This is a genomic window from Levilactobacillus wangkuiensis (assembly GCF_016861605.1).
In the GTDB taxonomy this organism is placed as follows: domain Bacteria; phylum Bacillota; class Bacilli; order Lactobacillales; family Lactobacillaceae; genus Levilactobacillus; species Levilactobacillus wangkuiensis.
Window position 1 is genome coordinate 178,848 of record NZ_BOLM01000006.1, and the last position, 12,477, is coordinate 191,324.

14 protein-coding genes are annotated in these 12,477 nt (G+C 45.8%); 2 read left to right on the forward strand and 12 right to left on the reverse strand.

The window, feature by feature from the left end; translation table 11 throughout:
- Window positions 1–179 precede the first annotated feature (179 nt).
- From JUF13_RS06520 to JUF13_RS06530, 3 genes are all read right to left on the reverse strand, one after another.
- On the reverse strand, window positions 180–2,027 hold the full coding sequence (locus JUF13_RS06520) for a DUF5776 domain-containing protein (protein ID WP_203638642.1): 1,848 nt from the start codon (window positions 2,025–2,027) through the stop codon (window positions 180–182).
- 351 nt (window positions 2,028–2,378) lie between these two features.
- Entirely contained in the window at window positions 2,379–2,915 is a 537-nt protein-coding gene (locus tag JUF13_RS06525) for a plasmid pRiA4b ORF-3 family protein (RefSeq protein ID WP_203638644.1), read from the reverse strand.
- Between the two features lie 212 nt (window positions 2,916–3,127).
- A complete protein-coding gene (locus JUF13_RS06530; RefSeq protein ID WP_203638646.1) occupies window positions 3,128–3,838 on the reverse strand; it encodes an SDR family NAD(P)-dependent oxidoreductase in 711 nt (236 codons plus the stop codon).
- Window positions 3,839–3,908: 70 nt separating this feature from the next.
- On the opposite strand from JUF13_RS06530, the gene JUF13_RS06535 reads away from it, so the two are divergent.
- Window positions 3,909–4,289, forward strand: a complete 381-nt coding sequence (locus JUF13_RS06535) for a MerR family transcriptional regulator (RefSeq protein ID WP_203638648.1) — start codon at window positions 3,909–3,911, stop codon at window positions 4,287–4,289.
- Window positions 4,290–4,420: 131 nt separating this feature from the next.
- On the opposite strand, the gene JUF13_RS06540 is transcribed toward JUF13_RS06535, so the two are convergent.
- From JUF13_RS06540 to JUF13_RS06555, 4 genes are all read right to left on the reverse strand, one after another.
- Window positions 4,421–4,828, reverse strand: coding sequence for a hypothetical protein (locus tag JUF13_RS06540; RefSeq protein WP_203638650.1), 408 nt, complete (start codon window positions 4,826–4,828; stop codon window positions 4,421–4,423).
- Between the two features lie 53 nt (window positions 4,829–4,881).
- Window positions 4,882–5,184: a hypothetical protein gene (locus JUF13_RS06545; protein WP_203638652.1), complete on the reverse strand. Its 303-nt coding sequence runs from the start codon at window positions 5,182–5,184 to the stop codon at window positions 4,882–4,884.
- Window positions 5,185–5,187: 3 nt separating this feature from the next.
- Window positions 5,188–5,466, reverse strand: a complete 279-nt coding sequence (locus JUF13_RS06550; RefSeq protein WP_203638653.1) for a Mor transcription activator family protein — start codon at window positions 5,464–5,466, stop codon at window positions 5,188–5,190.
- Window positions 5,467–5,574: 108 nt separating this feature from the next.
- Window positions 5,575–5,817, reverse strand: a complete 243-nt coding sequence (locus JUF13_RS06555; protein ID WP_203638654.1) for a hypothetical protein — start codon at window positions 5,815–5,817, stop codon at window positions 5,575–5,577.
- Between the two features lie 194 nt (window positions 5,818–6,011).
- On the opposite strand from JUF13_RS06555, the gene JUF13_RS06560 reads away from it, so the two are divergent.
- Entirely contained in the window at window positions 6,012–6,416 is a 405-nt protein-coding gene (locus tag JUF13_RS06560) for a hypothetical protein (protein WP_203638655.1), read from the forward strand.
- 136 nt (window positions 6,417–6,552) lie between these two features.
- Here JUF13_RS06560 and JUF13_RS06565 read toward each other — a convergent pair whose 3' ends face one another.
- The 5 genes from JUF13_RS06565 to JUF13_RS06585 all read right to left on the reverse strand — a co-directional run bounded on the left by JUF13_RS06565 (window position 6,553) and on the right by JUF13_RS06585 (window position 11,499).
- A complete protein-coding gene (locus tag JUF13_RS06565) occupies window positions 6,553–7,029 on the reverse strand; it encodes a GNAT family N-acetyltransferase (protein ID WP_203638656.1) in 477 nt (158 codons plus the stop codon).
- A 137-nt stretch (window positions 7,030–7,166) separates the two neighbouring features.
- Window positions 7,167–7,574 (reverse strand): hypothetical protein, encoded by a 408-nt coding sequence (locus JUF13_RS06570; protein ID WP_203638657.1) that lies wholly within the window; start codon window positions 7,572–7,574, stop codon window positions 7,167–7,169.
- A 162-nt stretch (window positions 7,575–7,736) separates the two neighbouring features.
- Window positions 7,737–8,216: a 23S rRNA (pseudouridine(1915)-N(3))-methyltransferase RlmH gene (gene rlmH / locus JUF13_RS06575; protein WP_057878196.1), complete on the reverse strand. Its 480-nt coding sequence runs from the start codon at window positions 8,214–8,216 to the stop codon at window positions 7,737–7,739.
- Window positions 8,217–8,757: 541 nt separating this feature from the next.
- Window positions 8,758–10,104, reverse strand: coding sequence for a S1C family serine protease (locus JUF13_RS06580; protein WP_203638658.1), 1,347 nt, complete (start codon window positions 10,102–10,104; stop codon window positions 8,758–8,760).
- Window positions 10,105–10,671: 567 nt separating this feature from the next.
- Complete coding sequence (locus JUF13_RS06585; protein WP_125764977.1) at window positions 10,672–11,499, reverse strand: MBL fold metallo-hydrolase; 828 nt, start codon at window positions 11,497–11,499, stop codon at window positions 10,672–10,674.
- Window positions 11,500–12,477 lie beyond the last annotated feature (978 nt).

Sequence of the window (12,477 nt, forward strand, 5' to 3'; positions counted from 1 at the left end):
TAATTACCCCCGCCGACACTTAAAGAATGCCGTAGTTCTGACGACCGCGGGTATCCTCTTGGTTCTATGATTGGCTAACATAAAAAGACTAGGCAGGCTCGAATCGAAATTTACGATTCAAGTCTGCCTAGTCTTACTGTCCTACCTATAATCGATGACTCTCAGTTCACCTGCAACGGTTACTTTTCAATCACCTTTGTTTTATTACTCGTTATGAAACTACCATCATTGAGAACCAAGCGCGTCGTTAAGTGATAACGAACCAGCTTTTTAACGCGCAATACCGTTCCCCGATTCAAATGCTTGACTTGCTGCTTAAGTGCTTTGTCGCGATAGGCATTCGTTCCCGAGATTACTTTGACTTGTTTAGGACTGTGCTGGTAATACGTATGTACCGTAAATGCCTGCTTAGCCGTAATATAACCGGTCTTGCCATATCGCTTGGAGCCGGTATTCACGTCTCGAACCAAGTAGCGCTTGACACCGTTCTTGGATTGCGCAACACCGGTAATCACAAACTGGGGCCGCAACGTTCGTTTCTGCTTAGCATAGTAGAATTGTCGCGTCTTCTTACTAAAGTTTGGCGTACTGTATAACCCCAGCTTTTTAACAGCCGTAATTGCCCGGTCCTTTTGTGCAATTACGACGGCATGACCTTGGTCACCGGTTGATGAGCTATCATTTGTGTTTGACGACTCACCTGTTGCGTTATTTGTACCGCCATTACCGCCTGGCGTAACTGGTGTCACGGGCGCTACCTTATATGACAGCGTAACCGCTTGCGGATCGGACGTATATGTTCCCGTCAGTGATCCCTCAGTCGCACTGACATACTGATAGCCCTTGATAGCATCTGGCTTAACCGTATAGTTATCTCCTAAAGTCCCAGGAAGTTGGCTGTCAGGTTGAATTGTTTTGCCATCCTGATCAATGTAATGTATCGTAATGGGGTTTCCTGGCGTTACTTCGGGTTCCCATTGGTACGTTTGATTTCCAGCTGGCGCGGTGCTCCCATTGTATTTGCTAATCAACTCGGCCGACGTGTACGTAGTTTTACTTGGATTATCAGGTTTTAAGTATTGATCGTTACTGTTTTCCCATTTGCCAGTGTAGCCTGCCAGATCAGGATTATTAACCGGATCCAACTCAGATAATGCTGAACCGGTCAAGTTATCCTGCGGACTTAATGTTAGCTTACTTACTTTGGAGGCATTAGAATCCTCAAATATATTAGTTAGGGGCACACTTGGGTTCCAATCTCCAAGATTAAGACTTTTAACTTTGATATTATTAAACATGTTATAGAACCCGCTTGAACCATCTATGACTTCCCCAAATTGATTAGTTGATTCAGCCTCGGTTACGTTGCTAACATTAAATTTCGACAAATCCAAAGAAGACGGGTTGTCCGCGTCACCATAATTATCAAACATGCTACTCATATCGATCACGTGGCTTGTATCCAGATTCTCGTAGCCTTCAACAAGAGGCGTACCGCTAAACATACCATGCATGTCCGTTGCCTTACTTGTATCAAAGTTGGATACATCAATCGTGTCCTGCCCACTAGCCAAAAACATAAAGGCAAAGTTGGTCGAATTGCTAGTATTCACATTTTTCCAATTTTTAACCTGTGGTACCTCGTCTAAAAAATTGGCAAACATAAATGACGCATTTTTTGGTGTTGTAACTTTACCATCAAATGAGATTGTATTAAATGCATGGTTGTTTGTACCTTCTCGAACCTGAATATCGTAAAAAGGTGTCTCATAATTACTATATGGTTTTGTAGCTTCCGGTAACTCGCCACTTTCAACATGCAAAACCCCATCTGCCGTCAAAGTCCACGGGCAGGTCCCCAACACAGAGTCTCCTGCTGTTTGCGAATCAACAACCGTTGTTGCATCAGACGCATGGGCAACGACCTCCGTTCCAATCGTAGGAAGCGCGGGCATCGTTCCTAATACCTGAACACCCAAAAAGGCTACTCCTGCTGCTACTGCAATACCAACCACACTTCGCTTCATGAACTACATCCTCCCTAGGATTAGCTGAGTTCATCTGCATTTCCATTCATTATCACGATATACAAATAACTACTCAACTAAGTATTATATGAAACCGTTTTATCTAACAATCTTAGTTTAACATACTCTGCACCCATAGAAGCACGTGTCTTACATCAAAAATGATTAGCAAAAATGCAAGTCGTGTAGGCCCTAAAAACGGCAGAAACACTAAACGGCATGATTCCGATAGAATTTCGGAATCATGCCGTTTTTTAAAATTCACGTGAGACTTTCAACACTTAGATAACCCATGTATTGGTAAGACTTGAGGCCCATTATCGAAGCTAGTATTTCAACCGATTAACCCTTCTAGTAAAACTTAGGTATCAATCCCAAATCATCTGCCCGAATCATTTGCTCACCCGCACGAGACCACAGGGCAAGTTCCTGATTCAAGCTTTGGCGATTGAACTCCAGTGCGTCCTCTGCGTCCTGCCCATCTTCAGCACGATTGGCTCCCCGACTCCAGGTACAGCTTGGCACCTGAACGCCTTGGAGCTCGTCAAATGTTAGAGCACGCTTTAGGGTAATCACGTGCTCCCAGTTTTCGCCGAAATCATACGTGTACAAAATTTCGTTCTGCTGCAAGTCCGGATAGACATAGGCTTGGCTGGCTAAGATTTGTTCGCGCCCGATAGCCATATCGTCCACATAACCAACATACTCTCGGTCTTGATGCTTTGCTTGAAAACTATACAGATGGGAATTGGTCCAGCCAAAGGCCAATTGCAACAACACGTGGAGCTGGTCATAACGAATTGTCACGGGAACAATCAGCTTCCGTGAGACTGCCGGTTTAACATCCTTTAGTTTGATTGAAATTTCTAGTGCAGCAATTTCAGACATTTAGTCACGTCTCCTAATTTTTATATCCACCTAATACCCGTTCCATAATTTTCAATATATGGCATTCTATCTAGAAGGTCAATTGCCTCTGGACTCATTCAGGGGCAATTGACTCTGGTTTGAAGTTGTTAAGCTACCTTGTCTAAAATAGTGGTTTTTCTCTTCTGGAGATGACCTTATCTGGTTAACCTGTCGTACTTGCTTTGAGCCGGTTACCAAGGCACAATACCATCGATATCCGAAAACGTGCCAGAATCAGTTAACGCATCAGAAGTGGCCAATTCCACAGTCCGGGCCACCCCCACTTGTACGGTCCGATTACCGCCACCACCGCCAAAACTGGTGTCTACCCAACCAGGATTGACGGCGTTTACCGTAACAGGCGTGCCCTCAAGTTCCGCAGCGAGTTTGATGGTAAACATATTGACCGCTGACTTAGAAGCCTGATAGCCAGATGCTTGTAGCTTGTGAATGCTGGTGCTGGCATCGCTGGCCAGCGTCAAAGACCCCACTGCACTGGAGATATTGATAATCCGGCCAGCCGGCGCGGCCTTCAAAAGTGGTAAGAAGACCTGCGTGACGTCGATCAAGCCGAAATAATTCACGTTAAAATCTTGGCGAATTGCGTCTAGCGACAGCTCTGACGGCTTAGTCTCATGATCAACGGCAATCCCCGCATTATTGATTAGAATATCTAAATTGGCGATACTCATTTTCGCAGCAACAATCGACTCATGGTCGGTCACGTCTAACTGTACCGCCTGAGCTTGGACACCAGCAGCCTCGAGCTGCGCAACAGCGGCCTGGCCACGAGCTAAATTCCTAGAACCAACATAGATAAACTGGCCTTTCAACCCAAGTTCAAGGGCCAATTCATAGCCCATCCCGCGATCAGCACCCGTAATTAATGTCTTGATAGTCATATCCATAGCTTCCTTTTCTGTTATGATGGATTTACTATATCAGCCTAACGTAACGGGAGGTCAAGTCGAAATGGCAAATAATAAATTGATGCGGATCGGTGCATTTGCGAAAGCCGCTAATGTTACTATTCGAACAGTCCGGTACTATTTAGAGTGTGGCTTATTACCACCAGAAAAGCGCAACGAAAATAATCAACGAGTCTTTAATGATGAAGACCTACACTGGATAACTAATCTGCATTATTTGCGAGAAGCTGGCATGTCGATTGTTGAATTGCAACACTACACGGCCTTGGTACGTGAAGGCGATAGCAGCTTACCGCAACGAATTGAATTGATGCGCGAACAGCGTAAGCAAGTCGTCGCTGCGATTGCTGATAAGCAGGAACAGCTAAAAGTGATTGATCATAAGCTTGAGCGGTATTTAGCTGGAGACAGTGCGGTGATGTGAGCGGCATCGTTGTCAAATCCATGACCACTCCATCACTACTATTATGTTCTTATGATCCATTGCACAAAAATAGGGCCAACCGACGTTGCTTAGAAAAGTCGGTTGGCCCTAAAACTATAATTGCTGATTTATTACTTGTGATACCAGCCAAGATAAGAATAGCTACTTGACCAAGATATTTTGAACTTTAGGTGATTATTTTTCTTCACCATCTTAATGTGTGGATTAGATACTTTCGTTACACCTTGGTAGCAAGTTCCTTTAAACTTGTACGTACCTTTGCCAGCCTTCTTATATTTCAGGTTCTTCCAAACTTGAACCGGCATACTCTCTGATGCAGAAGTAATAGTCTTCTTACCCACAATCCAGCCATTATGAGCCTTATTTCCATTGTAATTGAATGATTTACTCTTCCAATGTCCTCTCAGTACCTTCGGCGTTCCTTTATGCCAATATGCAGCACTAGCCGTTGTCGGAACTGCTCCACCCACTAGGAGTACTGTCATTACAGTGACTGCTATCTTACTAAATTTACCCATCATCTTACCTCCAGATTAATCAGTATTAATACTGAATCCCAGCACTTAGACAATCAGAACGGTCCAGTTTCATCTTCACGACGCCTATTTAGCATCCTAAGCGCTGAGCTTCGTTCTTCAGGAGAGTTTGTGTAATCATTGGCGTACCGTTTCAACTCTTCATTGGTCAGCTGACTCAACCGTTTAAAACGCGCATCTATTTTCTGACTCCATTCATGGTCTTGGCTAAATGCCCATCGCGTCAAAAGAATGAATCCTGCCGCGACCCCAGCTCCTATTTTACCCCAACCTAGACCAAATTTACTATGCGCAACCCAGACACCCACAATGACAACAATCAATAAAATAAATCCCATTACTTATTCCTCCTTCGAGTTAGTGTCTTCACCCTGCTTCAAGACCTTGTAGACCCACTTTTGTGAGTAACCATACTTATGAGCCAATGCCATTTGATTGTGACCATTAAATTCCTCTCTCACGAGCTGAGCGGCTAGTCTACGGTCGTACAGATGGATAGGAATGCTTAGTTGCGTCCCCTTATATTGGGAATGGATACGCAACATAGCCTCAGTGCCAACGACTTCACTTAAACTCCGGTAAAATTGGTGTAAGGCCTTAATTTCAACATCTTCAACCATTAACTCGCCACCTCTCAATTGAGATTTTAGTCGATTCTGACTCTTTTCGTAACGCCTTAATGTCCTTACAAAGGTACTTACACTTTCCTTGCGTTCTGCATGTATTTCTTACCGACGATTATCTCGAATCCAACGCTCTGAGTACTCATATAGTCTGGCTAAATCCTTATTACTAGCCCTTGATTGCTTAAGAATCGGTCGCAACTTCTTGGAGTCATACAATCGCATTGGCAAACTAAACTGTGACCCCCGCCAATAGCCATAAACCTTCAGCATATTCTTCTCACCAATCAGATCACTTAATTCTTGATAAATTGGAAACAGAGCGTCATAAATGACATTTTCACTCATGATTCAACATCCTCCTGTGTATACAAAATAGGCTTAGCGTCATATACACTAAGCCTTCATGGTAATAATATATATTTGAAAGCACGGATAATTCATTTTCATTGGGTCATTCATAAGGAAAAGTACGTGCGACTGCTCACTTGAATAAGCTGATAGCTCTTGTATACTAAGGCTATCAAAGAGGAGGACTATCCATGAAAAAAGTTAAACTAGTTACCCTTATAGCGACTACCATTTTAGGAGTTTCAGCATTTACTCCACTAATTGAACCAATTCAAACGGCTCAAGCTTCATCATGGCATAAGGGGACACCTAAAGCTATTCGCGGAAAATGGAAAATGAAGAACGAGTCCTATGCACTCCAAAGAATTCATATTACTAAAACACACTTATACTATTATTCTGCTGGGCCCTATTACCTTAAAAATATCTCTTACAAAAAGACTGGCAAACATAGCTACACAGTCCGTGGATACGAATATACATACCTTTACAAACAAAGCAGTGTTTATTTTAAAATAAAGAGTCACAAAATCATTAAGTTTAATCCTGCACCCAGCGTTAGCAAAACGTGGTACAACACGTATCATCGCCGGTAAATTAAAAAGGGGACTGTGGAAGACGATTTCATCTTCTACGCCCCCTTTTTTAACTACTATACTAGACTCCCATTTCTTAATAGCCACATCTTATCTAACCATTCTTAACCGCATAAAGCCAGATTTTAACCAGCCACTAATACCTAACTTTCTCCAAACGATACAATCGCTCTTCATCAACAACATCACGACCATCTTTGAAGTCATAACCCATATGCTGGTAGAACTCGAGTCCCGTTATTGATGCCGGTATTTCAACCCGTCTTGCTCGCTGAAAATACGTATCTTGCTCGAGCGTCTCAATAATCAGATGACCAATCCCCTGTCCTTGGTACGTTGGCAAGACAAAGATATCAAAGAGACTGAATTCTGTGGTGCTCCCCCAATATGACCCAATAGCACCAGTCCCAATAACTTTCTGTTGATCACAAAAAACATAGAAGTGGGTTTGCTTTGCCTTATCAATAAAAAAGGTAGCAGGCATTTGGCGAATTTCATTCTCAATGTATTCTTGAGAGTAATCCTTGCTGTTTGACTCCCGGAGAGTTTTCGCCACGACACTGGCTACTGCTTCAGCATCGCTGGCTTTGAATTTTCTGACATTTATGTCCATTGGATCACCTTCAACTTTTGCTTAGCCATCTCAGCTGTGGAACAAATTTTCATGGCAAAACCAAACTAAAAAACTGCCTCGTTACATGATGTGATTTTACTCGTGAACTTCATCTATATAAGTTACCAACTACTATTTTAATTTCTACCTTCTCTATCAGCCTCTACTTTTATTTCACCAAATTTACCAGCTAACACAAAGGCTGCTCCCACAAAGCTTATTGTTCCAGATATAGTATTTGACGTTCTGACTTGCTTATCGCTATACTCAACCTGCTTTTCTAAGCTATATATCGTATTGACCGCAGATTGAGAATCATCTAAATGATGGTGCGAGCTCATATCCAACCTTAGCCTGTCAATCCGCATATCAATGTCCTTTAAATACTCCTCGACAACAAATCCGTTACTTTGAAATTCACCCAGAATATTCGTGTTAACAACAAACGTCAATGTTATTCCCAAGAACAGCAATATTTCCCCGATCATTTTTATTTTTAATATATTTAATTTATTAAAACAAACAATACTTGAAATAATTTTCATTAGGAAAAGACTTATAACTATTATCACAGTCGCTAAAGAAAAAACGACAAACAATTACAACCATCCCTTCCTCAAATACCACTACACTAAGCATCAAGCAATCATTTATGATACGGGCTCCCGTAACTCCCCACTCAGCGATTAATCCCAAGAAAAAACGCATCACTTATGATACGGAGACCCCTCATTAATCATAAACGCCCGGTAAACCTGCTCCGTCAACACCAACCGCATCAACTGGTGGGGCAACGTGAACCGACCGAATGAAATCTGGGTATTGGCGCGCTTCAGGACGGCCGGTGTGAGGCCCAGTGAGCCCCCAATGACGAACGTGATGTCTGAGTGGCCGTAGGTGGTCAAGTCCTTCAGCTCCTTGGCAAACTCCTCCGATGAGCGTTCCTTGCCCAGAATGGCCAGCGCGTAGACGTATTCGCGGTCCTTGATCTTACTCAGGATGCGCTCACCCTCCGCGGCCATGACCTGGTCCATCTCCGCCTGAGACATACTTTCTGGCGCCTTTTCATCGGGCACCTCGACAATTGAAAATTTACAGAAGCGCGACAACCGCTTCGCGTATTCCGCGATGCCCTGTTTAAAATACTTTTCCTTGAGTTTACCAACGACGACAAATTTGATGTTCATAATTAGCCTCCTGTACACAGGTTGTCCACAAAGTTATCCACAGGTGCACAACCCGTTTTCCTAGATATTGGGGGGTTCTAGTTGGCGCCCCCCCATATTTATTTTTTGTTAAAAAGTCAATATCAAATAAGTTATCCACCGTTTTGAGACAAAACGTCCGTTCGGGCTATCCGCTTACAAACTGCATGGTTACTGGGTTTGTCACCCCTAAAAGGGCGAACAACTTTTTCTATCCACAGCCTTACACTCAGCCTGTGGATAACTTTTGCACCGGTTTCATTGCTGGTCTGGCCCTGTTCATAACTTTTCCACTGTTCTATTATGCCATTTATCCCCCAAGTTATCCACAGTTGTCCACAGGCTTATTTTTGCCCCTGAATTACCTCCCGGCGTTCCGCCTATTTCGTTCGGGCTCCCGACCGACGGACACGTTTTCATTTCCTCCAAGCCAGTCGGAAACTTCGGTTTTTCATTAATTTTATTATCATCGCAAAAAGCGACCACCAGAAAATTCCGGTGGTCGCTTTCATTTCAGATTCAATTAGCTTTCTGAGTTGGCTGACGTTGAGGAGCTCAACTGAGAAGACGTCTCGGTCAATTTGACGTTGGCCGTCTTCTTCTTGCCATTGTGGTAATACGTCATCGAGACCGTATCGTTCAACTTGTAGGTGTAGAGGATGTCACGCAACGTGGACTGGTCAGAAATTTGGTGACCGCCCATGGCCGTGATCACGTCGTACTTAGCCAAGCCAGCCTTCTTCGCTGGTGACCCGGCGCTAGCGCTCATCACAACGACCCCGCTCTCCACACTAGATGGCAGCTTCAGGATCGACTTCTGTTGGGCGCTGGAAACGTTGGCGAGGTCCACGTAGGTAATCCCTAACGCTGGCCGCACAACTTTCCCCTTCTTGACCAATTGATTGATGATGTTGACGACTTCGTTTGATGGAATGGCAAAGCCCATCCCCTCAACGCTAGTCCCTTCAGCATCGCTGGCAATCTTGGAAGAGGTAATCCCAACGACTTGGCCGCCGACGTTAATCAGCGCACCCCCAGAGTTCCCAGGGTTAATGGCCGCGTCGGTTTGGATAACCGTGGCGTTCCCAGTCTGGGTCCCCGATGAGTTCGTGGTTTCAATCGTCCGTTTCTTAGCAGAAATGATCCCTTCCGTTAACGACGTGGCGTACTGGCTACCCAGCGGTGACCCGATGGCCAAGGCGGTTTCACCGACCTTGATCTTATCGGAATTCCCAAAGGAAGCGACGGTCTTCAAATCAGACCCGTTGACTTTTAAGACAGCCAAGTCGGTGACGGAATCCTTCCCGACTAATTTTGCCTGCAGCTGCTTACCCGAGCTGGTCACCACGCGCAGAGCGGAAGACCCGGACACCACGTGATTGTTCGTCACGATGTAGGCGGTATTGCCATCCTTCTTGTAAACGACCCCGGATCCTTCAGACGCTTCTTCCAGTTCGGATTTCGACTTGGAATTCGAGCTAGAAGATTCGGCGCCAAACAGTTGACCCAGCGTACTGCTACTGCTGTTTTGCTTTTGTAAATTAATCACGGAGACCATGGCCCCCTTGACCTGGTTAAAGGCCTTGGTGGACTGGCTAGACACGTTGACCGTCACGTTAGACGTCGACGCGTTGCCGCTCTTGTTACTGCCGGCTGGCACCGCCGTATCATTGATGCCACTATTATTCAGGTAGGTGATTCCGCCGTAAGCGGCACCCCCACCTAACAGCCCGGCGACCAGTGCCGTCACGGCCACCTTGGTCAAGGTCAGGCCGCCCCGTTGCCGTTTCCGCGGTTCCGGAGTGGGCGTTGGAGTTGCTTGGTTTTGATCATTATTTTCAAATTGATTATTGTTATTATTGTTATCCATCACATTGCGCTAACGCGCGAACCCTCCTCATTTATCGGCCAGGGGCGTTGCCGCTCCGGCCGTCGTTTTTTAATTATATCCATCTTAACGAGTGAGTATGAATTTTTTTCGATGATTCGGTGCTGAAGTCCTAAAGTTTACCAAATCTTACGAAGAACCTGGGATAAGCGGTGTTGGGTCGCCTTGCCGGGCGGTCAAAATGGACCGTGACGCTGTGGGCGGACGCCGGAAGCCACAAAGCGGTCTTCCAGCTTACTTTGAGCCTCATAACCCGAGTCTCAAAGATACCAATGCTCTAAGCGGCAAGACCCGCCACTAAGAGCATTCCCACGGCTGAGTCCATTTTGCCCGCCCTATCGGCTAACACTAGCTTAGACCTGGTTCGTCGTTATTTGGTAAATTAGGTGGCTATTTGTTTGGTTGTTGGTTTGGTTCTATGCATTACTGGTTGGTTTGTTCGACCTTACGCAGATTATGACATTGCGTGGTCTTGCTGTTAATCTGTCGGGCTATTCTTACTAGCTTCAGTTAACCCTAACCAATAATCCCGCAACTCACCAATTTCCTTTACAACGCAACCAGCGGCGTAGCTTCTTCCGGATTGGTATCGATCAACTGGAAGTCGTGGCCGACGCCGAAATCGCGGTTCTCCATCATGGAGGCCACGGTCAGGTGACACAGCGACTGCATGTTGTTGTGCAGGCTCCGGTGGCCGAGATAGATTTTCTTGGTCCGGTTGCCCAGCACGTCCATCAACGCGTCAGCGCCCTCTTCATTTGACAAGTGACCCTTGTCGCCCAGGATGCGCTGCTTCAGTGGCCACGAGTACTCGCCCATCCGCAGCATTTCCACGTCATGGTTACACTCCAGTAAGTAAGCGTCGGCGTCCTTGATCACTCCTTCCACGTGTTCGGAAACGTAGCCGGTATCCGTCAAAATGACAAACGTCTTCCCGTGGTAATGAATCGCGTAAAATTGGGGTTCAGCGGCATCATGGGACACGGAGAAGCTCTCCACGTCAATGTCCCCGAACGTTTGAACCGTATCCGGCGCAAACAAGTGCTTTTGGGCCAACTCGACCTTGCCAATTTTGCTATCCATGGCGTCCCAAGTACCCTTGTTGGCGTACACGTTCAGCTGCTCGTACCGCCGCGCCAAAATGCCCACGGCCTGACGGTGATCCGAGTGTTCATGGGTGACCAACAACGCGTTCACGTCGTTCATGTTCCGGTTGATATCTCCCATCAACTTTTCAATCTTCTTGCCGCTCAACCCGGCATCAATCATGATGCGTTCGTTGGGGCTCTCCACGTAGGCCACATTACCCGTGCTACCACTAGATAAAATGCTGATGCGCAGGTCATCTGCTACTGCTGTATCCGTTCGCAAATTCAATTCGACCTCTCCTTAAAATTCAATACCGTAATCATACCGCATTTCAGCTTCCTTGTAACTAATATTAATTAGGTTATACCCGGATGCCATACGCCTTACCGGGCGGCAAAAATAGGCTGGAACGCAAGGGGAGGACGCCCGAAGCCTGTAGAGCGGTCTTCGGCCTTGCTTTGAACCGCAAAGCCCGCGTTTCAAAGTCACCATTCTCTAAGAAAATCACTTAGAGAATCCCCTGGCTGAGCCTATTTTTACCGCCCTCACGGCTTACACTCTGGTAACCCATTAATAGCCAATCTCGTATTTTTCTGCCCAACCAAACTTACCTTACACATTCTAAACTGAGCCGTGACGCTGTGGGCGCCCGTCCGGAGCCACAGAACGGTCTCCGAACTTACTTTGAGCCGAAGAACACGTCTCAAAGATAGCAGTTATCTAAGCGGCAAAGCCCGTCGCTAAGATAACTCCCACGGCTGAGCTCATTTTCACCCACCCTGCGGCTTAGACTGGGTTGACCCGCAACCAGTGTTCTAACAATTTTCCAATCCCAGCTGACAACCTTAAGCGTATTCACGATTTAACAACCCACGTAAGATAATCCCACCGTATGCCAAAGTGTTATCAAGAAAAACGCCCACCATCAACAGCAACCAGAGGCGGGGCTAGGTGCCCAGCTGTGTCAATGGCTTTAGCTGAGCGATTTTCTCAGCTTAGGCCATGAGACAACTTTTGAGACTGACGGGCTTCCAGGCTTAAAAGCGAGACGGAAGACCGCTTCCCAGGCTGGAGTCGGTCCCCACTAGCAGGGCACCTGGCCCCGCCGCCGGGAGCGACTGTCGCGGAAAATTTTGGTTCTATGATATTTGGTGTTGATGGAGAAATCCATCGACACCATTTTTGCATAAAAAAGAGGCATACCACCTCTGTGCTACAATCAAGTCGACGAAAACCAATTGAAAGCGAGAAGAATGATATGTCCCA

Excerpts from the sequence above, each read along its gene's own strand:
- JUF13_RS06535 (WP_203638648.1), top strand. The coding sequence starts at position 3,909 with ATGGCAAATAATAAATTGATGCGGATCGGTGCATTTGCGAAAGCCGCT.
- JUF13_RS06540 (WP_203638650.1), bottom strand. The coding sequence starts at position 4,828 with ATGGGTAAATTTAGTAAGATAGCAGTCACTGTAATGACAGTACTCCTA.
- JUF13_RS06530 (WP_203638646.1), bottom strand. The coding sequence starts at position 3,838 with ATGACTATCAAGACATTAATTACGGGTGCTGATCGCGGGATGGGCTAT.
- JUF13_RS06520 (WP_203638642.1), bottom strand. The coding sequence starts at position 2,027 with ATGAAGCGAAGTGTGGTTGGTATTGCAGTAGCAGCAGGAGTAGCCTTT.
- JUF13_RS06525 (WP_203638644.1), bottom strand. The coding sequence starts at position 2,915 with ATGTCTGAAATTGCTGCACTAGAAATTTCAATCAAACTAAAGGATGTT.
- JUF13_RS06555 (WP_203638654.1), bottom strand. The coding sequence starts at position 5,817 with ATGAGTGAAAATGTCATTTATGACGCTCTGTTTCCAATTTATCAAGAA.
- JUF13_RS06570 (WP_203638657.1), bottom strand. The coding sequence starts at position 7,574 with ATGAAAATTATTTCAAGTATTGTTTGTTTTAATAAATTAAATATATTA.
- JUF13_RS06550 (WP_203638653.1), bottom strand. The coding sequence starts at position 5,466 with ATGGTTGAAGATGTTGAAATTAAGGCCTTACACCAATTTTACCGGAGT.
- JUF13_RS06560 (WP_203638655.1), top strand. The coding sequence starts at position 6,012 with ATGAAAAAAGTTAAACTAGTTACCCTTATAGCGACTACCATTTTAGGA.
- rlmH (WP_057878196.1), bottom strand. The coding sequence starts at position 8,216 with ATGAACATCAAATTTGTCGTCGTTGGTAAACTCAAGGAAAAGTATTTT.
- JUF13_RS06580 (WP_203638658.1), bottom strand. The coding sequence starts at position 10,104 with ATGGATAACAATAATAACAATAATCAATTTGAAAATAATGATCAAAAC.
- JUF13_RS06565 (WP_203638656.1), bottom strand. The coding sequence starts at position 7,029 with ATGGACATAAATGTCAGAAAATTCAAAGCCAGCGATGCTGAAGCAGTA.
- JUF13_RS06545 (WP_203638652.1), bottom strand. The coding sequence starts at position 5,184 with ATGGGATTTATTTTATTGATTGTTGTCATTGTGGGTGTCTGGGTTGCG.